The 21,397-nt window shown below is 70.6% G+C and carries 15 protein-coding genes; 7 read left to right on the top strand and 8 right to left on the bottom strand.

The window, feature by feature from the left end; translation table 11 throughout:
• Positions 1-185 precede the first annotated feature (185 nt).
• Positions 186-1,397 (top strand): glycosyltransferase 87 family protein, encoded by a 1,212-nt coding sequence (locus tag ACZ3KP_RS34485; protein ID WP_467504532.1) that lies wholly within the window; start codon positions 186-188, stop codon positions 1,395-1,397.
• A gap of 53 nt (positions 1,398-1,450) precedes the next feature.
• Positions 1,451-2,431: a UDP-glucose 4-epimerase GalE gene (gene galE / locus ACZ3KP_RS34480; RefSeq protein ID WP_467504388.1), complete on the top strand. Its 981-nt coding sequence runs from the start codon at positions 1,451-1,453 to the stop codon at positions 2,429-2,431.
• A gap of 217 nt (positions 2,432-2,648) precedes the next feature.
• Here the strand turns inward: galE and ACZ3KP_RS34475 are convergent, their stop codons facing one another.
• A complete protein-coding gene (locus ACZ3KP_RS34475) occupies positions 2,649-3,275 on the bottom strand; it encodes a TetR/AcrR family transcriptional regulator (protein ID WP_467504387.1) in 627 nt (208 codons plus the stop codon).
• Between the two features lie 361 nt (positions 3,276-3,636).
• On the opposite strand from ACZ3KP_RS34475, the gene ACZ3KP_RS34470 reads away from it, so the two are divergent.
• Together ACZ3KP_RS34470 and ACZ3KP_RS34465 are read left to right on the top strand one after the other, a co-directional pair.
• Positions 3,637-4,551, top strand: coding sequence for an ABC transporter permease (locus tag ACZ3KP_RS34470; RefSeq protein ID WP_467504385.1), 915 nt, complete (start codon positions 3,637-3,639; stop codon positions 4,549-4,551).
• Positions 4,544-5,410, top strand: a complete 867-nt coding sequence (locus ACZ3KP_RS34465) for an ABC transporter ATP-binding protein (protein ID WP_467504383.1) — start codon at positions 4,544-4,546, stop codon at positions 5,408-5,410. The genes ACZ3KP_RS34470 and ACZ3KP_RS34465 overlap by 8 nt, the downstream gene beginning before the upstream one ends.
• Before the next feature lie 63 nt (positions 5,411-5,473).
• Here ACZ3KP_RS34465 and ACZ3KP_RS34460 read toward each other — a convergent pair whose 3' ends face one another.
• The 3 genes from ACZ3KP_RS34460 to ACZ3KP_RS34450 form a co-directional block, all read right to left on the bottom strand.
• On the bottom strand, positions 5,474-10,411 hold the full coding sequence (locus ACZ3KP_RS34460) for an NAD-glutamate dehydrogenase (protein WP_467504381.1): 4,938 nt from the start codon (positions 10,409-10,411) through the stop codon (positions 5,474-5,476).
• A gap of 476 nt (positions 10,412-10,887) precedes the next feature.
• The gene (locus ACZ3KP_RS34455; RefSeq protein WP_467504379.1) at positions 10,888-11,553 is read right to left on the bottom strand and encodes an HAD family hydrolase; all 666 of its coding nucleotides are present in this window, start codon (positions 11,551-11,553) and stop codon (positions 10,888-10,890) included.
• 63 nt (positions 11,554-11,616) lie between these two features.
• Positions 11,617-12,129, bottom strand: coding sequence for a DUF6912 family protein (locus tag ACZ3KP_RS34450; RefSeq protein ID WP_467504378.1), 513 nt, complete (start codon positions 12,127-12,129; stop codon positions 11,617-11,619).
• Positions 12,130-12,462: 333 nt separating this feature from the next.
• Between ACZ3KP_RS34450 and ACZ3KP_RS34445 the strand changes: the two genes are divergently transcribed.
• Entirely contained in the window at positions 12,463-12,927 is a 465-nt protein-coding gene (locus ACZ3KP_RS34445) for an Rv3235 family protein (RefSeq protein WP_467504376.1), read from the top strand.
• Between the two features lie 382 nt (positions 12,928-13,309).
• Here the strand turns inward: ACZ3KP_RS34445 and secA are convergent, their stop codons facing one another.
• The gene (gene secA, locus ACZ3KP_RS34440; protein WP_358986640.1) at positions 13,310-16,156 is read right to left on the bottom strand and encodes a preprotein translocase subunit SecA; all 2,847 of its coding nucleotides are present in this window, start codon (positions 16,154-16,156) and stop codon (positions 13,310-13,312) included.
• Positions 16,157-16,423: 267 nt separating this feature from the next.
• Here secA and ACZ3KP_RS34435 point away from each other — a divergent pair, with 267 nt between their 5' ends.
• The gene (locus ACZ3KP_RS34435) at positions 16,424-16,999 is read left to right on the top strand and encodes a GNAT family N-acetyltransferase (protein WP_467504373.1); all 576 of its coding nucleotides are present in this window, start codon (positions 16,424-16,426) and stop codon (positions 16,997-16,999) included.
• Between the two features lie 48 nt (positions 17,000-17,047).
• Complete coding sequence (locus tag ACZ3KP_RS34430) at positions 17,048-18,235, top strand: winged helix-turn-helix domain-containing protein (protein ID WP_467504372.1); 1,188 nt, start codon at positions 17,048-17,050, stop codon at positions 18,233-18,235.
• A gap of 32 nt (positions 18,236-18,267) precedes the next feature.
• On the opposite strand, the gene ACZ3KP_RS34425 is transcribed toward ACZ3KP_RS34430, so the two are convergent.
• From ACZ3KP_RS34425 to ACZ3KP_RS34415, 3 genes are all read right to left on the bottom strand, one after another.
• Positions 18,268-19,017 carry a response regulator gene (locus tag ACZ3KP_RS34425; RefSeq protein WP_132890474.1) on the bottom strand — a complete coding sequence of 250 codons (750 nt, stop codon included), beginning with the start codon at positions 19,015-19,017 and terminating at the stop codon, positions 18,268-18,270.
• Positions 19,018-19,223: 206 nt separating this feature from the next.
• Positions 19,224-19,916 (bottom strand): ribosome hibernation-promoting factor, HPF/YfiA family, encoded by a 693-nt coding sequence (hpf, locus tag ACZ3KP_RS34420; protein WP_467504370.1) that lies wholly within the window; start codon positions 19,914-19,916, stop codon positions 19,224-19,226.
• 316 nt (positions 19,917-20,232) lie between these two features.
• Positions 20,233-21,162, bottom strand: coding sequence for a ComF family protein (locus ACZ3KP_RS34415; RefSeq protein ID WP_467504368.1), 930 nt, complete (start codon positions 21,160-21,162; stop codon positions 20,233-20,235).
• Positions 21,163-21,397: the final 235 nt, after the last annotated feature.

The raw sequence follows: 21,397 nt of genomic DNA, 5'->3' as shown, positions 1-21,397 counted from the left end.
ACGGCGTATCGGCATGGATACACCATCCGGGCGGCTTACGCTCACCGTTGATGAATCACCGCCCGTACGCCCCGCTCCCCCGCGCCCCGTTCGCCTCACCTGTTCGACTCCCGCGCCTCCCCGGGCTCTCCCGGCTCTCCCGGCTTCTGGGGCTCGCCGCCCTCTGGTTCGCCACGCGCGCGCTGATGCTGTGGCTCCTCGTCCACAACAACGAGCGACTCCTGGGACACGGAGCGGTCGCGCGCGAAGTATGGCGGTTGTACTTCCACTGGTACGGCGTGCTGGCGCACGGCGCGTTCCCGGCGCACGACACGTTGTGGCAGTACCCGCCGGGCGCCGGCGCGGTACTGCTGGCGCCGGGGCTGGTGCCCGGGGTCAGCTACTTCCAGGCGTTCGTGGCCCTCACCCTGGCCACGGACGCGCTGGTCACGGCGGCGCTCGCGCGCGCGGGCACGCGTTCCGGGCGCACCCTGCTGGGCGCGGCCCTGTGGACCGGCGGCCTCCCGCTCCTCCTGCATCTCCCGCTCGCCCGCTACGACGTGGAGGTCACCGCCTTCGCCGTGCTCTCCCTGCTGGCGCTGTCGCGCTCCACGCGCGCGTGCGGGACGCTCGCGGCCCTGGGCGCGCTGGTGAAGGTGTGGCCGGCGCTGGTCCTGCTGGGTGTGGAGCGCGGCCGCCCCACCCGGTCGGCGTGGTTGTCCGCCGCCCTGACCGGGAGCGCGACCCTCGCCGTCCTCGTGGTGTCGTTCCGCAACCCGCTGGCCTTCCTGCGCCAGCAGGGCGGCCGGGGTGTGCAGATCGAGTCGCTCGGCGGCACCGCGCTCAGCCTCGCGCGGCACGCCGGCTGGCGGGGCACGGTCCGCTACCGGTACGGCGCGATGGAACTCGTCGGCCCGCACGTGCACGCCGTGGCGACCGCGTCCCTCGTGCTCACCGCGGCCGCCTTCGCGCTCCTGCTGCTGTGGCGCGTCCGCGCCCGGCACTGGACCCGGGCCACCCCGTACGACGCGGCCCTGAGCGCGGTGCTCCTGTTCACCGTCACCAGCCGGGTGATCAGCCCCCAGTACATGATCTGGCTGCTCGGCCTGGCCGCCGTGTGCCTGACCTCGCGGCACACCAGCCAGCGTCCGGTCGCCGCCCTGGTCGTGGCGGCGACGGCGGTCAGCTCCGTCGCCTACCCCGCCTTCTACGGCGAGGTCGTCGGCTGCACCTGGACGGGCTGCCTGCTGATGCTCACCCGCAACGGCCTGCTCGTCGGCGCCGCCGCCCTCTCCCTGACCCGCCTGTGGCGCGCCACCCGCCGGCCGAGGGGCACCGCGCACAGCACGTCGGTCACGGGGAGTCACCTCAGCCGTCCCCGGTTGTCTGCGGCACCTGCTTCACTGAAAGGTGACTGACGACAAGGTGCCTGACGAACACCACGGGCCACTGACGGAGGGGACCGCCACTCATGACCTGGCTGATCACCGGCGGCGCCGGTTACATCGGGGCGCATGTCGTACGCGCGATGACCGAGGCGGGCGAACGGACGGTGGTCTACGACGACCTGTCCACCGGCATCGCCGAGCGGCTGCCCGAGGACGTGCCGCTGGTGACGGGCTCCACGCTGGACGGTGAGAACGTCGCGCGCGTGCTGGCCGAGCACGAGGTGACCGGGGTGGTGCACCTGGCGGCGAAGAAGCAGGTCGGCGAGTCGGTGGAACTCCCCCTGCGCTACTACCGCGAGAACGTCGAGGGCCTGCGCGTCCTGCTGGAGGCGGTGACGGAGGCGAGGGTCCCGTCGTTCGTGTTCTCGTCCTCCGCGGCGGTCTACGGCATGCCGGACGTCGACCTGGTGACGGAGGAGACGCCGTGCCTGCCGATGTCGCCGTACGGCGAGACCAAACTGGCGGGCGAGTGGCTGGTCCGCGCCACAGGCCGGGCCACGGGCCTCGCGACGGCCTCCCTCCGCTACTTCAACGTGGCGGGCGCGGCCAGCCCCGAACTGGCCGACGTCGGCGTCTCCAACCTGGTCCCCATGGTCTTCGAGAAGCTCACGGAGAACGTGCCCCCGCTCGTCTTCGGCGACGACTACCCGACGCCGGACGGCACCTGCGTCCGTGACTACATCCACGTGGTGGACCTGGCCGAGGCCCATGTGGCCGCGGCCCGCGCCCTCCAGGCCGAGCCGGGCCGCTCCCTGACCCTCAACATCGGGCGAGGGGAGGGTGTCTCGGTCCGCGAGATGATCGACCTCATCAACACGGTCACCGGCTACGACCTCGCCCCGGCCGTCGCCCCCCGCCGCCCCGGCGACCCGGCCAGTGTGGTCGCCTCCGCCGACCGCATCGCCACGGAACTGACCTGGAAGGCCAAGCACGACGTCCAGGACATGATCACCTCGGCCTGGCAGGGATGGCTCCGCCTGCACCCGGAGGCGGCCCGGGGCTGAACCGCCACCCCCCCCCGGACGCGCGCGGTGATCGCGCCGGTCAGCAGCGCGATCCGGCACGCGGCGGTGACCGGCACCCCACCGGTGCGACGCCGGCGCCGGCGAGCCGTACCGGTCCCGCCGCGGCCGGCGGTTGGAGGATGCCGAGCCACGCCCCGAAACCGTCGCCGGCGCCACCGGTCCGGCCGGCCGCCGCCGTGGGCCCCGGCCGGGTGGTTCACAGCGCCTTGAGTGCCTCCGCGGTCCCGCGGGCCAGCGCCGCCAGGTACCCCTTCGGCAGCTTCGGGGTCCGGATCACCACCGAACGCCAGTACAGCGGGCCGGAGATCAGATCCATGGCCAGGTCGTCGTCGAGGTCCGCGGCGAGTTCACCCCGTCGCTGCGCCGCCTCGATGATCTTGCTGGCGACGCCCTCCTGGCCCTGGCGCAGCGTCTTCTGCATGGCCTCGGCGATGTCGGGGTTGCGGGCCGCCTCGGCCTGGAGGTCGGGGATGATCTGCGAGGCGACCGGGTGGCGCAGCGCGCGGGAGGTGACCTCGTACAGCAGGCGCAGGTCGCCCTCCAGGGAGCCGGTGTCGGGCGTCGGCAGGCCCAGTACGGCGAGGGCCGAGACGACGTCGAGCACGAGGTGGAGCTTGGAGCGCCAGCGGCGGTAGACGGCGGTCTTGCCGACGCCCGCGCGGCGCGCGATGCCCTCGATGGACATCCGGGCGTAACCGACCGACGCGAGTTCCTCGAAGACGGCGGCCCGGATGGCCTCGGTCACGTCCTCGCGAAGGACGGCCGCCCCGGCGGGGGCGCGTCGGCGCGGACGCGTCTGGGACTCCTCGGCGTTCGTCGTCATGCCCCCAGCATAGGGGCGTAACGACGAAACGGTTGCGTTCCGACGGCACTCACCACCCGATCGCCACACCCGCCCGGCGTCGAGCCCTCCCAGCTCACCGCCGTGGCGAACGCGGCCCCGAGCCCTCTCCCGCAACGAATCGATCGCGGCCTGACCTCGGAAATGTCACGACGCACAGGCTTCCGTGACGACGAAACGGTTGCGTTCCGACGCCAACTCGGCCTACGCTCCCGTTGCGACGAAACGGTCCCGTCCCGACGTGAGAAAACGTAAAGAAAAGCGTAAGCGAACGCCGGGTGACGGGACCGGGCGACCAGCCGGACGCCGCAGCACCCCCACCCCCCGAGTGAAAGCAGCGGATGTGACCCAGGTTCTCCACACACCGCCCCCGACTCCGGTCACGGCCGAGGACGACCTCGCGGCGCTCGCCGCCCGGCACGGCCTCTCGGTCAGCGGCGCCCGTCCCTCCCTGCCGGAGTACGTCCGTCAGCTGTGGGCTCGGCGCCACTTCATCACCGCTTTCGCCACCGCCAAGCTCACCGCCCAGTACGCCCAGGCGAAGCTCGGGCAGATCTGGCAGGTCATGACGCCGCTGCTGAACGCGGCGGTGTACTACTTCATCTTCGGTGTCCTGCTCGGCACCAAACGGCACGTGCCGGACTACATCCCGTTCCTGGTCACCGGCGTGTTCATCTGGACGTTCACGCAGAGCTCGATCATGGCGGGCACCCGGGCGATCTCCGGCAACCTCGGCCTGGTGCGGGCCCTGCACTTCCCGCGGGCCGCGCTGCCGATCTCGTTCGCGCTCCAGCAGCTCCAGCAGCTGCTGTTCTCGATGGCCGCCCTGGTCGTCATCCTGCTCTGCTTCGGCGTCCCCATCGCCTTCTCCTGGGTGCTGGCCGCCCCGGTGCTGGTGCTGCAGTTCGTCTTCAACACCGGCGTCGCGATGATCATGGCCCGGATGGGCGCGAAGACCCCGGACATCGCCCAGCTGATGCCGTTCATCCTGCGCACCTGGATGTACGTGTCCGGCGTGATGTGGAGCATCGACAAGCTGACCAAGGGCGACCATCTGCCCCACTGGGTGACGATCGCGCTGGAGACCAACCCGGCCGCCGTCTACATCGACCTCATGCGTTACGCGCTGATCGACAGTTTCCACTCCAGCCAGCTGCCCCCGCACGTGTGGGCGGCGGCGACCGGCTGGGCCCTGCTCGCGGGCGTCGGCGGCTTCATCTACTTCTGGAAGGCTGAGGAGACGTACGGCCGTGGCTGAGAACGTGAACGACACCCCCATCCCCACGGTCGTCGCCGACAAGGTGGACATCGTCTACCGGGTCCACGGCACCGGCGCCGGCCGCGGCTCCGCCACCGCCGCCCTGAACCGCATGCTGCGCCGCAAGCAGGCCGAGAAGGCGGCGGGCACCCGCTTGGTGCACGCGGTCAAGAGCGTCTCCTTCGTCGCCTACAAGGGCGAGGCGATCGGCCTCATCGGCACCAACGGCTCCGGCAAGTCCACCCTGCTCAAGGCCGTCGCCGGCCTGCTGCCGGTGGAGAACGGCGCCATCTACACCGACGGCCAGCCCTCCCTCCTCGGCGTCAACGCCGCCCTGATGGGCGACCTGACCGGTGAGAAGAACGTCTACCTCGGCGGCCTCGCCATGGGCATGTCCCGCGAGGAGATCAAGGACCGCTACCAGGACATCGTCGACTTCTCCGGCATCAACGAGAAGGGCGACTTCATCACCCTGCCGATGCGGACCTACTCCTCCGGCATGGGCGCCCGGCTGCGCTTCTCCATCGCCGCCGCCAAGGACCACGACGTGCTGCTCATCGACGAGGCGCTGGCCACCGGTGACGCGTCCTTCCGGATGCGCTCCGAGGAGCGCATCCGCGAGCTGCGCCAGCGCGCGGGCACGGTGTTCCTGGTCAGCCACAACAACAAGTCCATCCGCGACACCTGCGAGCGGGTGCTGTGGCTGGAGCGCGGTGTGCTGCGCATGGACGGGCCGACCGAGGAGGTCCTCGCCGAGTACGAGTCCTTCACCGGCGACAAGTCCGACAAGACGAAGCCCAAGCCGGCGGCCGCGCCGCCGAAGCAGGCCGCCCCGGTGACGACCGCCCCGGCCACCTGATCCGGACGTACGCGAAAGGCGCCCCGAGCCGCACCGGCCCGGGGCGCCTTTCGCGTCGTACGGCTACGCGTGCGTGCGCAGCAGCGTCCGCATCGTCCGCATGGCCACCGACAGGTTGGCCAGGTCGAAGGAGTCCGAGCTGCGGATCTCCTCCAGGGTGGCCCGGGCCCGGCCCAGGATCGCCGTGTTCTTCTGCTCCCAGGCCTGGTAGCGCTGCTCGGGCGTCGACGTGCCGTCACCGGCGGCGAGGACGTCGGCGGTGAGCATCGCGTGGGCCGCGTACAGGTCCTCGCGGATGGACGCGCGGGCCATCGACTGCCAGCGGTCGGCGCGCGGGAGCTCGATGATGCGGTCCATCAGCTGGCTGACGCCGAGGCGGTCGGCGAGGTCGTAGTAGACCTCGGCGACGTCCAGCGGCTCCTTGCCCGTGCGGTCGGCCACCGAGACGATGTCCAGCGCCGGGAAGGCCGAGGAGAAACCGGCCACCCGGGTCGCCAGCTCGTCCGGGACACCGGCCGCCGACAGCTCGTCGTACACGTGCTGGTACCACTCCAGGTCCGCGCCGCGCAGCAGCTTCGGCAGCTGCTGCCAGACCTGTTCGACCCGCTCGGAGAAGAAGTCGACGGTCTCCAGAAGCTGCAACGGCTGCGGCCGGTTGTTGAGCAGCCAGCGGGTGCCGCGCTCGACCAGCCGGCGCGAGTGCAGCCGGATCCGGGTCTGCACGGCCGCGTCGACCTTGTTGTCGAGTTCCTCGACGGCGTCCCACACCGGGGCCGAGCGGAAGATCGCACGGGCCGCGGTCTGCGCCCGGACGATCTCCTCCAGCGAGGCCCCGGTCTCCTCGCGCAGCCGGTGCAGGTAGGTCGTACCACCGGTGTTGACCGTGTCGTTGACCAGGACGGTGGTCGTGATCTCACGGCGCAGCGGGTGGGTGGCGAGCGCGGCGGCGAACCGCTCGCGCAGGGCCGTCGGGAAGTACGCGTGCAGCAGACCGCTCAGGTACGGGTCGTCCGGCAGCGTGGTGGCCAGCAACTCGTCGGCGACGGTGATCTTCGTGTAGGCCAGCAGGACGGCCGTCTCCGGGCCGGTCAGGCCCTGGCCGGTGCCGATGCGCTCGCGGATCTGCCGGTCGGTGGGCAGGAACTCCAGGGCGCGGTCCAGGTGGCCCTCCCTGACCAGGTGGCGCAGGAAGCGCTGCTGGGCGTGGAGCATGTCCCCGGACTGGGCGAGGGCGTTGGCGATGGCCACGTTCTGCGCGTAGTTGTTGCGCAGCACCAGGGAGCCGACCTCGTCGGTCATCTCGGCGAGCAGCTTGTTGCGCTGCTTGACCGTCATGTCGCCGTCCGCGACCACGCCGTTGAGCAGGATCTTGATGTTCACCTCGTGGTCGGAGGTGTCCACCCCGGCGCTGTTGTCGATCGCGTCGGTGTTGATCTTGCCGCCGCGGCGGGCGAACTCGATCCGGCCGAGCTGCGTCAGGCCCAGGTTGCCGCCCTCGCCGACCACCTTGACGCGCAGGTCGGCGCCGTCGACCCGGATGGCGTCGTTGGCCTTGTCGCCGACGTCGGCGTTGGACTCGGTCGACGCCTTGACGTAGGTGCCGATACCGCCGTTCCACAGCAGGTCGACCGGCGCGTGCAGGATCGCCTTCATCAGATCGGCCGGGGTCAGCTTGGCCACCTTGTCCTCGATGCCGAGGGCCTCGCGGATGTGGCTGTTGACCGGGATGGACTTGGCGCTGCGGGGGAAGACGCCGCCGCCCGCCGAGAGCAGTTCCGTGTTGTAGTCGCCCCAGCTGGAGCGGGGCAGTTCGAACAGGCGGCGGCGCTCGGCGTAGGAGGTGGCCGCGTCCGGGTTCGGGTCGATGAAGATGTGCCGGTGGTCGAAGGCGGCGACCAGCCGGATGTGCTCGGAGAGCAGCATGCCGTTGCCGAACACGTCACCGGACATGTCACCGATGCCGACGACCGTGAAGTCCTCGCTCTGGGTGTCGACGCCCAGCTCCCGGAAGTGCCGCTTCACGGACTCCCAGGCACCGCGCGCGGTGATGCCCATGCCCTTGTGGTCGTAGCCCGCGCTGCCGCCGGAGGCGAAGGCGTCCCCGAGCCAGAAGTTGTAGCTGCCGGCGACCTCGTTGGCGATGTCGGAGAACGTCGCCGTGCCCTTGTCGGCCGCGACCACCAGGTAGGTGTCGTCCTCGTCGTGCCGGACCACGTCCTGCGGGGGCACGACCTCGCCGGCCACCATGTTGTCGGTGATGTCGAGCAGCGCCGAGATGAACGTCTTGTAGCTGGCGATGCCCTCCGCGAGCCACGCGTCCCGGTCCTTGGCCGGGTCCGGCAGCTGCTTGGCGACGAAACCGCCCTTGGCGCCGACCGGCACGATGACGGTGTTCTTCACCATCTGCGCCTTGACCAGGCCGAGGATCTCGGTGCGGAAGTCCTCACGCCGGTCGGACCAGCGCAGACCGCCGCGCGCGACCTTCCCGAAACGCAGGTGCACGCCTTCGACTCGCGGCGAGTACACCCAGATCTCGAACGCCGGGCGGGGCGCCGGCAGGTCGGGGATGGCCTGCGGGTCGAACTTCATGGAGACGTAGGCGTGGGGCTTGCCCTCGGCCGTCTCCTGGAAGAAGTTGGTGCGCAGGGTCGCCTTGATGACGGTCAGGAAGGAGCGCAGGATGCGGTCCTCGTCGAGGCTCGCCACCTGGTCGAGCGCCGCGTCCAGCTCTTCGAGGAGGGCGTCGACGATCTCCAGGCCGGCCTTCTGCCGGTCCGGCGACATCCGCGCCTCGAACAGGGAGACGAGCAGCCGGGTGGTGTGGACGTTGTTGCGAAGCGTGGTCTCCATGTAGTCCTGGCTGAACGTGGAGCCGGCCTGGCGCAGGTACTTGGCGTACGCCCGCAGCACCATCGCCTGCCGCCAGGTCAGCCCCGCGCTCAGCACCAGCGCGTTGAACCCGTCGTTCTCCGCCTGTCCGGTCCAGGTCGCCGCGAACGCCTCCTGGAACCTCTCCCGGCCGTCGTCGCCCAGGTAGTCACCACTGGCGGCACCCGAGAGCTTCGGCATGCGCAGCCCGAAGTCGTAGATCCACGCGGTGGTCCGGTCCGAGCAGCGCAGCTCGTACGGCCGCTCGTCGATCACCTCGACACCGAGCGTGTTGAGGACCGGCAGCACCGCGGACAGGGAGATCGCCGCGCCCTTGCGGTAGATCTTGAAGCGGCGCTCGCCGGGGGCGGCGCCCACCGGCTCGTAGAGGCTGAGGGCGAAGTCGTTGCCCGTCTCCTCGGTGAGCCGCTCCAGGTGGACGAGGTCGGCGACCGCCGCGCGCGGGGTGTGGTCGGCCTTGTAGCCCTCGGGGAACGAGTTGGTGTACCTGCGCTGCAACTCGGCCGCGCGCTCCTCGCCGAGCTCCGCGTTGAGCGCCTCGGCGAAGCCGTCGGCCCAGGAACGGGCCGCCTCGACCAGGCGGGCCTCGATGCGTTCCTTGTCGACGTCGGACAGCTCGGGCAGCCCGGTGCCCTGCGGGACGCGGACCACGAAGTGCAGCCGGGACAGGATCGACTCGGTGTTCCAGGCAGTGAAGTCGACGCTGGTACCGCCGAGTTCCTCCTTGAGGATGTCGATGATGCGCAGCCGGACGCCGGTGGTGTAGCGGTCGCGGGGCAGGTAGACGAGGGCCGAGTAGTAGCGGCCGTACTCGTCCTGGCGCAGGTAGAGACGGAGCCGGCGGCGTTCCTGGAGGTAGAGGACGCTCGTGACGATCGACTCCAGCTCCGGGACCGGAGTCTGGAACATGTCGTCGCGCGGGTAGGTCTCCATGATCTGGAGCAGGTCGCGGCCGTCGTGGCTGTTGGGCGAGAACCCGGCCCGCTCCAGGACCTCGTCGACCTTGCGCCGGATGACCGGCACCCGGCGCACCGACTCGGTGTACGCGGCGGACGAGAACAGCCCGAGGAAGCGCCGCTCACCGACCACGTTGCCGTCCGCGTCGAACTTCTTGACGCCGATGTAGTCCAGGTACGACGGCCGGTGCACGGTCGCCCGGCTGTTCGCCTTGGTCAGGACGAGGAGCTTGTGCTCGCGGGCCTTGGCGCGCGCGTCGGCCGGGAGCCGCTCGAAGGACGGGCTGACGGGGTGGCCCTCGTCGACGGCGTGGTGCGGGTCGGAACGCAGGATGCCCAGGCCGGTGCCGGGCACGGCGGCCAGGGAGTCGTCCTCGCGCAGCTGGTACTCGCGGAAGCCCAGGAAGGTGAAGTGGTCGGCGGCCAGCCAGCGCAGCAGCTCGCGGGCCTCCTCGACCTCGGGGCGCGGCAGGTCGGCGGGGACCGGTTCGTCACCGAGCTGCTCGGCGACCCGGGCGGCGCGCTCCCGCATCTTCTCCCAGTCCTCGACGGCCTCACGGACGTCGGACAGGACGCGCAGCAGGTCGGCGGTGATCTGCTTGAGGTCGGCGCGGTCGGTCTCCCGGTCGATCTCGACGTGGATCCACGACTCGATGTGCGTGTCGTGCGGCAGGTCCTCGCCGGCGACCGGGGTCGGCAGCACCTCGATCAGCTTGCCGGTGAGGTCTCGGCGGACGACGAACTGGGGGTGGATGACGACGTGGATGCCACGCCCCTGCCGGGTCAGCTCGTTGGTGACCGAGTCGACGAGGAAGGGCATGTCGTCGGTGACGACCTCCACCACGGTGTGGCTGCAGGTCCACCCGTTCTCCTCGACGGTCGGCGTGTGGACCCGGACGTTGGCGGTGCCCTGCGGACGGGTCTCGGCGAGACGGTAGTGCGAGACGGCGGCGCCGAAGACGTCGACCGGGTCGCGGTCGGCCAGGTCCTCCGGTGCGGTGTGCAGGTAGTAGCGCTGGAGGAACGTGAGGACGGACTCCTGGTCCACCTCTCCCGTCGTCCCGGTCGGTAGGTGGCCCCCGGCCGGGCTGTTCTCAGCTACCCGGGCGGCCCGATCGAGCAGCTCGGCCTTGGCTTCGTCCAGCTTGGTCTGCATTGTCCTCTGGCTCCTGTCGCGCGCCATTGCGTGACGTAGAAGGAAGTACGGGCTCTTCCCCCTGCGGCTCGACGCCACGGCCGGGGTCTCCGGTCTGCTCCGACGCTATGCCGCAGGGTGAGACGAGCGGGGGGTATTCAGCCATTCTCGACGGGCCCCGAGGGTGTGACGTCGCTCTCGGCGCCACCACTGCCAGGGCCGTCGTCGACGCCCTCCGCCCGAGAAGACCAGCGACCGCCACCCGGTCACGGAATTGTTCCGTGCTCACCGGGCGCAGGGCAGGGGCGACGCCCCCGCGAACTATCGCGCTGATCACGCCACCAGGCTATCGCCCATGACCGGGGGCCCGTCATGAGCCGTATGTGTACAAAACAGGGGGTGCAAGTTTGACGTTCTGCACAGCGACGACAGCCCACGCAGGCAATACCGCGGTAAAACGGCGCCCCCGAGCCCCCCGAGCCTCCCGAGCCCCCGGCTCACGCCACGAGTCTCTCCGCCTCCTCGACCGCCTCCGCCAGCGAGTCCACCACCGGCACACCGGCCTCCTCCAGGCTCGCCCGGCCGTGTGACCCCCCGGTGTACAGCACGGCCTTCGCGCCCGCCGCCCGCGCGGCCACCGCGTCGTCCGCCGCGTCCCCGATCACCACGGTCCGGCCGGGCGCGACGTCCTCCAGCTGCCGCAGGTGCCGCACCATGTGCTCGGCCTTGCTGCCCCCGGACGGCCCGACCCGCCCCTCCACCCGCAGGAAGTGCGGCTCGATGCCGAACCCACGCACCAGCGGCACGAGTTCGTCGTGCACGTACATGCTCAGCAGCGACTGGCTGCGCCCCACCGAACGCCACCCGGCCAGCAGCTCGGCCGCCCCCTCGGTCAGCCCGCACCGGCCGCGGTGCTCGGCGTAGTACGAGTGGAAGATCTCGTCCATGACCTCCCACTCGGACTGCGTCGGCAACCGCCCCATCAGCCGCTCGTAGAACCTGGGCACCGGCACGCAGTACAGCGCCCGGTACTGCTCGAGGGTGATCGGCGCCAGGCCCAGCTCGGCCGAGGCCGCGTTCGTCGCTCCGATGATCGCGTCGTTGTCGTGGAACAGCGTTCCGTTCCAGTCCCAGACGATGTGTGCGCGTTCCTGCTTCCCCATGCCGAAAACGCTACCCGCCGCCACTGACAGGGAAGCGGTCCCGGGAAGCGGTCCCAGTGGGTGTCAGCCGAGTCCCACCAGGTGGGGGATCTCCTGCGTGGCGTACCAGAGCAGTTCGTGGTCCTCGGCACCGTCCACCACGAACTGCGCGTCGTCGTCCCCGCCGTCCGCGGCCGGCAGCGCCCCGGCCGCCGCGGTCACGTCCTCCTGCGCGTCGTCGGAGTCGACGTGCACGGCGGCCGCCCTGGCCAGCGCCACCGTCGTGGCCACCCGTACCTCACCGAGGGCCGCCGGGTCGAGGCCACGGTCCGGATCGGACGCCGCCGCGCCGTCGGGCACGTCCACGGCGACCACGACCCGGCGCCGCGGCGCGTCCGGGTCGGCGGCCAGCAGCCGCAGGGAGGCCAGCGCGGCGCGGTTCAGCGCCGCGTACTCCAGTTCCTCCATGTCGTCGGAGAGGTACCACTCGCGCAGGGCGGGTGTGACGGCGTAGGCGACGAACGGACCGGTCCCCAGCTCGCCCGTCTTGTGCGCCTCGGCGAGCGCGGGGAGGGTCAGGGGGACGTAGACGCGCATGCTGGCCGCTCTCTCTGGACGCTTCGACTCTGCCGGTGCCGCTCTCCCGAAGGCCGTCGGGCCTTCCGGAGAGGGCCTTCAGGATACGTGCGGGCGTCCCCTTTCGGGTCCCGGGCGGGGACTCCGCGGGCGTCCACCCGGCACCCCTCGATTCACCCGGTACCGCCGCCTGCCCGGCGGGTTTTCCCCGCCCGCGACCACTCGGATAGGTGAATTCTGCTGGCTCCTGACACGGGCCGCTCTCGCCTTGCCGCCGCCGTCCCGGTCCCCGTACAAGATCCCCAACCTCAAGTTACCGCCCGGTACCAGCCGGGCCGCCGAACGGGACCCCCCATGAACAAGGTCATGACCCGGACCGCCCAGCCCCGCCCCACCGCCACCCGCCCACCGGGCCGGCGCGACTCCCGCCGCCCCGCCGCCCCCGCCTCCCGCAGGCCGCTCGGCCCACCGGCGACCCCGACCGGCCCACGGCCCACCGACCTCTTCGCGGAGCGTCTGCTGGCCGTGCTGAGCGGGCGCCGCCCGGTCCACTGGATGCTCCGGCACACCGCGGGCGCCGCCTACGACGACCTGGCCCGCCTCGCCGAACACGGCCCCCTGCGCACCCGCGGGACCGATCCCGTCGTCCGCGACATCGGCTACTTCGTCCCCCGCACCGGCGCCCTGGAGGTCTTCGCCCGCATCGCGGCAGGCGACCAGCTCCGCGCCATGGCCTTCCGCCTGGAACAGGGCCCCGACCTGCGCTGGCGCTGCACAGCGGTGGAACTGGGCGGCCCCCGCCCACCCCGGACCGGTTGAGATCCACGCCAAGCAACCGCGTGGGCCGTCCGGGGCGAGGCCCACGCCCCCCGGACGGCCCACGCGCTCCGCGGGCGGCCGAAGCACCGCAAGCGGCGGAACAGCCCACGGCGCCACCCGGGACGGCCACCATGACGACCATCGTGGCGAGGTGGCGGCAGCGTCGCGGGCGGCGCACCGGTCAAGGGGCCGCACGGGACGGGGACCAGGACGGGCTGCTTGCCGACGCCCGGGAGAGAGTTACGGCCGTGCTCCCCCGACGCGAGCAGACAGCGGACGGGCCCGGCCCCTCCGGGGCCCCAGGGCCGCCGAGGCCCCGCACGCCGAAGGGCCGGCCCTCCCGTCGGGATGGCCGGCCCTCCTGAAGCCGCTGTCGTCGCCGTCACTTGCGACGGCGGCTGCCCTTCGCCTGCTTGCGGCGCTCCGCGCGGGTCAGGCCGTCGGCCTCGGAACGGGCCGGCTTCTCGTCGTCGTAGTCGAAGTCGCCCTCGACGAGGCCGCCCTCGCCGTCCACGGTGGCCGCGGAGAAGTGCATGCCCCGCCGCTGCGGCGCCTCCAGGCCCTTGGCACGGATCTCGGGACGCGAGGAACCCGCCTGCGCCGGCACCGCGTCCTGGACGCCTTCCGCGGCCGCCGCGGAGTCCTCGACCGGGACCTCCTCGACCTGCTGCTCGACCTGGACCTCCAGGTTGAACAGGTAGCCGACGGACTCCTCCTTGATGCCGTCCATCATCGCGGTGAACATGTCGAAGCCCTCGCGCTGGTACTCGACCAGCGGGTCCTTCTGGGCCATCGCGCGCAGGCCGATGCCCTCCTGGAGGTAGTCCATCTCGTAGAGGTGCTCACGCCACTTGCGGTCCAGGACCGACAGCACGACCCGGCGCTCCAGTTCACGCATGATCTCGGAGCCGAGCTGCGCCTCACGCGAGGCGTACTGCTCGTGGATGTCGTCCTTGATGGACTCGGAGATGTACTCGGCGGTCAGGCCCGCGCGGTCACCGGCCGCCTCCTCCAGCTCCTCGATGGTGACCTTCACCGGGTAGAGCTGCTTGAAGGCGCCCCACAGCCGGTCGAGGTCCCAGTCCTCCGGGAAGCCCTCGGCGGTCTCCGCGCCGACGTACGCGTCGATCGTGTCGTCCATGAAGTGCTGGATCTGCTCCTGGAGGTCCTCGCCCTCCAGGACCCGGCGCCGCTCGCCGTAGATGACCTCGCGCTGCCGGTTGAGCACCTCGTCGTACTTCAGGACGTTCTTACGGGTCTCGAAGTTCTGCTGCTCGACCTGCGACTGCGCGGACGCGATCGCGCGGGTGACCATCTTGTTCTCGATCGGCACGTCGTCCGGCACGTTCGCCATGGACATCACACGCTCGACCATCTGGGCCTTGAACAGGCGCATCAGGTCGTCGCCGAGGGAGAGGTAGAAGCGGGACTCACCGGGGTCGCCCTGGCGGCCGCTACGGCCGCGCAGCTGGTTGTCGATCCGGCGCGACTCGTGCCGCTCGGTGCCGAGGACGTAGAGCCCGCCGAGCGCCTTGACCTCCTCGAACTCCGCCTTCACCGCCTGCTGGGCCTTCTCCAGGGCGGCGGGCAGCGCGGCCGCCCACTCCTCGATGTGCTCCTCAGGGTCGAGGCCGCGCTGGCGCAGCTCCGCCTCGGCGAGGTCCTCGGGGTTGCCGCCGAGCTTGATGTCGGTACCACGGCCGGCCATGTTGGTGGCCACCGTCACGGCGCCCCGGCGGCCGGCCTGCGCCACGATCGACGCCTCGCGCTCGTGGTGCTTGGCGTTGAGCACCTCGTGCTGGATGCCGCGCTTGGAGAGCTGCTGCGAGAGGTACTCCGACTTCTCGACGGAGGTGGTGCCGACCAGGATCGGCTGGCCCTTCTCGTGCTTCTCCGCGATGTCGTCGACGACCGCCTCGAACTTGGCGACCTCGGTGCGGTAGATCAGGTCCGACTGGTCCTTGCGGACCATCGGCCTGTTCGTCGGGATCGGCACCACGCCGAGCTTGTAGATCTGGTGGAACTCGGCGGCCTCGGTCATGGCCGTACCGGTCATGCCGGACAGGCCGGGCAGTTCCTTGCCGTTGTGGTCGTGGCGCTTGTAGAGACGGAAGAAGTTCTGCAGGGTGATCGTGGCGAGGGTCTGGTTCTCGTCCTTGATGTCCACCCCTTCCTTCGCCTCGATCGCCTGGTGCATGCCCTCGTTGTAGCGGCGGCCGGCGAGGATACGGCCGGTGTGCTCGTCGACGATCATGACCTCGCCGTCCATGACGACGTAGTCCTTGTCCTTCTTGAAGAGCTCCTTCGCCTTGATGGCGTTGTTCAGGTAGCCCACCAGAGGCGTGTTCACCGACTCGTAGAGGTTGTCGATGCCCAGCCAGTCCTCGACCTTGGAGACACCGGACTCGTGGATGGCGACCGTGCGCTTCTTCTCGTCGACCTCGTAGTCGCCGGTCTCCTCGATGCCCTTGAGCGGGTTGCCGGCCTCGCCCTTCTTCAGGCGCAGGACCAGCTTGGCGAAGTCGCCGTACCACTTGGTGGCCTGGTCGGCCGGGCCGGAGATGATCAGCGGCGTACGGGCCTCGTCGACCAGGATGGAGTCGACCTCGTCGACGATGGCGAAGTTGTGGCCGCGCTGGACCAGTTCGTCCTGGGCCCACGCCATGTTGTCGCGCAGGTAGTCGAAGCCGAACTCGTTGTTCGTGCCGTAGGTGATGTCGGCGGCGTACTGCTCGCGGCGCTGGGCCGGCGTCATGTTGGCCAGGATGCAGCCGACGGTCAGCCCGAGGAACTTGTGGACGCGGCCCATCATCTCGGAGTCGCGCTCGGCCAGGTAGTCGTTGACCGTGATGAGGTGCACGCCCTTGCCGGCCAGCGCGTTCAGGTACGCGGGCAGGGTGCCGACGAGGGTCTTGCCCTCACCGGTCTTCATCTCGGCCACGTAGCCGAGGTGGAGGGCCGCGCCGCCCATGATCTGCACGTCGTAGTGGCGCTGGCCGAGGACGCGCTTGGCGGCCTCGCGGACGGTCGCGAACGCCTCGGGAAGCAGGTCGTCGAGGCTCTCGCCGTCTTCGTAGCGCTGCTTGTACTCATCAGTGAGGGCCCGCAGCTCGGCGTCGGAGAGGTCGACGAAGTCCTCTTCGATGGAGTTGACCTGGTCCGCGATGCGGTGCAGCTTGCGCAGGATCTTGCCTTCGCCTGCACGCATGATCTTCGAGAGGACGGACACGGGGGTTTGTCTCCTTGCCGGTCGGGCCTGGGACGGTCGGTTTCCATTTGACTTACTGAGCAACGGCCATCGTATGCGAGGACCCGGGCGCGCCGGGAGGCCTGGCGGCCCGACGACCGTCGGCTGCTTTTCCGATTCATACGGGACAACGGCCGGGGTGCGCAGATAGTGCCGCGCCGGGCCGAGGAATTGCGCGAAATGTGATCACCCGGTCACGGAGCGCGAAAGAGATGGCGGGCCGGGTGCCGGGCCGAGCAGAATCAGCCGATGGAACCCGTCACGCTCACCACTCCTCGTCTGCTGCTGCGCGCGGTCGGCCCGCAGGACACCGACGCGGTGTACGCGGCCGTCCAGGATCCCGACATCCAGCGCTGGACGACGATTCCCTCCCCCTACCTCCCGGAGCACGCGCGCGGCTTCACGGAGCAGATGGTTCCCGAGGGCTGGTCCGACGGGTCGATGTTCACCTTCGGGGTCTTCCTCCCCACCAAGGGCCTGGCCGGGATGCTCGCGCTCACCATGCGCTCGCTGGGGACGGCCGAGGTGGGCTTCTGGGCCGCACAGGAGCACCGTGGCCGCGGCTACATCACCGAGGCCACCCGCACCGTCGCCCGCTGGGCCTTCACCGAGATGGCGATCGACCGGGTCGAATGGCGTGCCGAGGTCGGCAACCATCCCTCGCGCGCGGTGGCGGAACGCGCGGGTTTCACCATGGAGGGCACCCTCCGCTCCTGCCTCAACAACAAGGGCGTCCGACGCGACTGCTGGGTGGGCTCCCTGCTCCCCTCGGACCTGGGCCTGCCGTCGGCCGCGCCCTACCTCCCCGCCCCTGCACGGGACTGAACCGCAGCTCGTACCGCACTGTCAGTGGCACCCTCTAGGGTCCGGGACATGACGACCCTTCCGCGCCCCGCCGCCCTCTCGGCGGACGAAGCCCGCCGTATCGCCCTGAAGGCACAGGGGTTTCTCGGTGCCCCCGACCGCCGCTCGGGCGTCCGGGGCGTGCTCCGCCACCTCGGCGCGGTCCAGCTCGACACCATCTCGGTCCTCGCCCGCTCCCACGAGCTCATCCCGTACGCCCGCCTCGGCCGCGTGGGCCGCAGGGCGGTGGAGGCCGCCTACTGGCAGGACACCCACGCCTTCGAGTACTGGTCGCACGCGGCCTGCATCCTCCCCATCGAGGAGTGGCCGCACTTCGCGTTCCGCCGCCGCGCCTACCGCGACCGCCCGCACTGGAACCACGACCTCCCCGAGGGTGTCTACGACCAGGTCATCAAGCAACTGCGCGCCGAGGGCCCGCTGACCGCCACCGAGTTGGGCGGCGCGAAGAAGACCAGCGAGTGGTGGGACTGGTCCGGCACCAAGGTCGCCGTGGAGCGCGCGCTGATGTACGGCGAGGTGGTGTGTGTCGAGCGGCGCGGCTGGAAGCGGGTGTACGACCTCGCCGAGCGCGCGGTCCCGCCGGAGCTGCTGCACGACGACCTGGACGACGCCGAGTGCCTGCGCCGCCTGGTGCGGCTGGCCGGGCAGTCGCTGGGGGTCGGCACGCGTGCGGACATCGCCGACTACCACCGGCTGAAGGGTGAGCAGGTCGACGCGGTGATCGCCGACTCGGGGCTGGTCCCGGTGGAGGTGGAGGGCTGGGGGAAGCCCGCCTGGGCCGATCCCGGGGTCCTGGCCGCACCTCTGCGCGGCCGGCACCGTACGACGCTGCTCTCCCCGTTCGACTCCCTGATCTGGGACCGGGCGCGCACGGAGCGGATCTTCGGCTTCACCCACCGGCTGGAGGCCTACGTACCGAAGCCGAAGCGGGTGCACGGCTACTACGCGATGCCGGTGCTGGCCGGCGGCCGTCTGGTGGGCCGGGTCGATCCGGCACGCGAGGCCGGCGGGGTCCTGGTGGCCCGCCAGGTCACGCTGGACGGCCCGAAGGCGGTCCCGGCGGTCGCGGAGGCGCTGGTGGAGGCGGCGAGCTGGGTGGACTGCACGACGGTGCGGGTGGAACGCGTGGACGCTCCCGAGCTGCGTGAGCCCCTGATCCGGGAGGTGACCCGCTTCCTGGTGGCCGCGCTGCGCTGACGGCTGCCGGCCCGGCTGCCGGCGTCGCCGCCTCAGCGGATCTCCAGGATCTTCTCCCGCATCGCGTAGACCACCGCCTCCATCCTGGAGTGCAGCTGGAGCTTCTCCAGGATGTTGCGCACATGGTTCTTCACGGTGTTCTCGGAGATGAACAACTCCTTCGCGATGTCGCGGTTGTTCATCCCCGTGGCGACGAGCTTGAGCACTTCGAGTTCACGGTCGGTGAGCCGCGGCGCCGGCACCAGCCGGCGCTCGTCGGTGCGCTGGATCATCGACTTGAACTCGGTGAGGAGTTTCGACGCCATGGACGGGCTGATCTGCGACTGCCCGTCGGCCACCGCGCGAATGGCGGTGGCCACCTCGTCGGTGGAGATCTCCTTGAGGAGATAACCGGTTGCGCCCGCCTTGATCGCTTCGTAGAGGTCGGCCTCCTCGTCGCTGATCGTCAGCATGATGATCTTCGCGCTGGGCGCGACCTCCTTGATGGAGGTGCAGGCCTCGATACCCCCGCGTTTGGGCATCCGGACGTCCATCAGCACGATGTCGGGCAGCAGGTCGGCGGCCTTGTCGACGGCCTCGGCACCGTCGCCCGCCTCCCCGACGACCTGGATGTCCTCCTCGGCGGCGAGCACGATCTCCAGACCGCGGCGGAAGAGGGCGTGGTCGTCCACGACAAGGACTCTGATCGGTTCCCTGCGTGGAGTGCCGCCCGCGTCCGGGCCCATGCCGACGACGCCGTCGCGGGCGCCCCCGTCCTGCATCGGTCCGAAGCTTTCCGCCATCGTTCCTCCCCCTGAAGGCTGTGGCCTGTGGTGCTGTGCCATCGCCAACCCAAGGCAGCGGCCCACCGGTTGGGCCACTGCCGCCATGATTCCATGCCGGGCCGACAACGCGGTGCCAGAGCGGGGCGCGAAGTGGTCGCACACCGGTGCCCCCGGGGGCGCACACGCGCTTCCAGGGGCACAGGCTCAGCTGTCTGCCGGGCGGGTCAGCCGCCCAGCGTGCCTCCCGCCGCCGGGGGCTCCGCCTGGGTCACCATCGGGTCGGTGCTGAGGTGGATGACGCCGTAGTCGTACGCGTGCCGCCGGTAGACGACGCTCGGCTCCTTGGACTCGGAGTCGACGAACAGGTAGAAGTCGTGTCCGACCAGTTCCATCTCGTAGAGGGCCTGGTCGAGGCTCATCGGGGAGGCGACGTGGGTCTTCTCGCGGACGATCAGCGGGCCTTCGCCCCGGACCTCCAGCGAGCCGATCTTCTTGGTGGGGACGCCGTCCGTCTCCTCCGACGGGACGGGGGTGCCGTTCCCGTTGAGTGTGGCCGCGCCCGGGACGTGGTCGGGGACCTCGGCGGCCGAGATCCGCCGCGAACCGCGACGCGAGAACCGCTTGTCGTGCTGCTTGCGCAGCCGCGCGTCCAGCTTCTCCGCCGCCAGGTCGAGCGCCGCGTACGGGTCACTGGCCGCTGCCTCCGCCCGGATCACCGGACCGCGGGAGCGGAGCGTGATCTCCACTCGGTCGCAACGGTCGGCCTGTCGGGGGTTGGGCTCCTTGGAGACCTCGACGTCGAGGCTGATCACCTTGCCGTCGAGCTTCTGGATCTTCTCCAGCTTCAGCTTCTCGGCCACGTGCTTGCGGAACCGCTCGGGCACCTCGGTCTTGCGGCCCTTGACGACGATGTCCACGCAGAACTCCGTTCCCGGATCGCTCCGCTCCACTGGCGGAGCATCTCCCTTTTTGCACCCGACTCCGGTGAACCCCGGAGCCTCGGACTCGGCGACTTCACCTCCTCCTCCCCCATGGGCAAGATCTGCACCCCGGCACCGCGATGATTACGGAAAAACCGCGGCACGGCATTCGGATATGAGGGGCATGGCCTGCGGCTTTCTCCCTCACAACCGAACATATCTCGCCCGGACGGCTGTCGTCACCCTCTACTGATGCGTACCTCCATTCCAGTGAATTGGTCCCGTCACTACCTGCAACGATGTTGGTTGACAGTCAGTTCCGGTTCTTTTCGAAAGAATCTGGTGCGGCCGCGATCACAGCGGCACGGACCGGCCCCGCGAGGGAGTTCCCTCCGGTCTTTCCCGGTGCGTTCCGTGTCCACTTCGCTGGTTCTTCTCCCGATCCGGCCTTCCGTTCCTCCCTTACTTCCCAGGTCGCGCGCCGATACACAGCCGTTGTGGTTTCTCCTGTCCCACCAGGCGCCGTGGCCTCCCGTACCGCGCGCGCCGCCTCCGCAAGAGTGGCGCCGGTGGTCACCAGGTCGTCGACGAGGACGACCCGGCCCCCGGCGAGCAACCGTGCACCGCTCGCCGTCACCTCCAGCGCGTCCGCGAGATTGGCCAGCCGCTGCCGGGAGTCGAGCCCCGACTGGTCGGCCACGGCCCGCCGGTGCCGCAGCACCGGTACCACCCGGGCCGGAACGCCGGAGCGCCGCAGTTCCGCGGCCGCCGCGAAGGCGATCCGCCGCATCGGATCGTGTCCCCGCGCCCGCACGGCCCACCGCGCCGAGGGCACCGGGACGAGCAGCACGGGGGCCGTGGCACGGGCCCCGTCCCTCCCGTCACCTGTCGGGGTACCCGCACCGGCCGCGCCGTCCCGCCAGGAGGCGGCGATCCGCACACTCCGCCCCTCCCGCGACCCGGCCCGCACGGCTCCCGCCAGGGCCGCGCCCAAGGCCCCGGCGAGCGCCAGCGCACCCCGTTCCTTGTGGGCGAGGAGAGCCGCCCGCACCGCGTCCGCGTACGGCGCCGCCGCGTACACCGCCGGCAGCCCGGGCGGCTCCGGCACCGGTCGCACCCGGCGCGGTGCGGCCCCGCTCAGGGCGGCACGGCACTGCGCACAGAGCACCGTGCGAGGCGCCCCACAGCCTCCGCACTCGGCCGGTAGCACCAGGTCGGTGAGGTCCTGCCACCACCCCCGCATGACCGTCACTGTGCCAATGCCTCAGCCGGTCGGCCACCCCTGTGGATAACTAGCGCCGGTGCGTACCCGCCGCTGTAGCGAGCCCTCGGGGCGGAGATCCAAAATCGCTTGAGCCAGCAGAGGTCTTGCCTGTAATTTACCAACCGATCGAACATGTACACGACCAATACATGATGCCGACAGGCAGACTGGGGGATTCCCGATGAAGAGGCGTATCGCCGCGACGCTCGCGGGC

It is taken from the genome of Streptomyces sp. NPDC020958 (assembly GCF_055562175.1).
This window is presented reverse-complemented; position numbering and strand designations above follow the sequence as displayed.

Excerpts from the sequence above, each read along its gene's own strand:
- ACZ3KP_RS34485 (WP_467504532.1), top strand. The coding sequence starts at position 186 with ATGCTGTGGCTCCTCGTCCACAACAACGAGCGACTCCTGGGACACGGA.
- galE (WP_467504388.1), top strand. The coding sequence starts at position 1,451 with ATGACCTGGCTGATCACCGGCGGCGCCGGTTACATCGGGGCGCATGTC.
- ACZ3KP_RS34475 (WP_467504387.1), bottom strand. The coding sequence starts at position 3,275 with ATGACGACGAACGCCGAGGAGTCCCAGACGCGTCCGCGCCGACGCGCC.
- ACZ3KP_RS34460 (WP_467504381.1), bottom strand. The coding sequence starts at position 10,411 with ATGCAGACCAAGCTGGACGAAGCCAAGGCCGAGCTGCTCGATCGGGCC.
- ACZ3KP_RS34455 (WP_467504379.1), bottom strand. The coding sequence starts at position 11,553 with ATGGGGAAGCAGGAACGCGCACACATCGTCTGGGACTGGAACGGAACG.
- ACZ3KP_RS34450 (WP_467504378.1), bottom strand. The coding sequence starts at position 12,129 with ATGCGCGTCTACGTCCCCCTGACCCTCCCCGCGCTCGCCGAGGCGCAC.
- ACZ3KP_RS34445 (WP_467504376.1), top strand. The coding sequence starts at position 12,463 with ATGAACAAGGTCATGACCCGGACCGCCCAGCCCCGCCCCACCGCCACC.
- ACZ3KP_RS34435 (WP_467504373.1), top strand. The coding sequence starts at position 16,424 with ATGGAACCCGTCACGCTCACCACTCCTCGTCTGCTGCTGCGCGCGGTC.
- ACZ3KP_RS34430 (WP_467504372.1), top strand. The coding sequence starts at position 17,048 with ATGACGACCCTTCCGCGCCCCGCCGCCCTCTCGGCGGACGAAGCCCGC.
- ACZ3KP_RS34425 (WP_132890474.1), bottom strand. The coding sequence starts at position 19,017 with ATGGCGGAAAGCTTCGGACCGATGCAGGACGGGGGCGCCCGCGACGGC.
- ACZ3KP_RS34415 (WP_467504368.1), bottom strand. The coding sequence starts at position 21,162 with ATGCGGGGGTGGTGGCAGGACCTCACCGACCTGGTGCTACCGGCCGAG.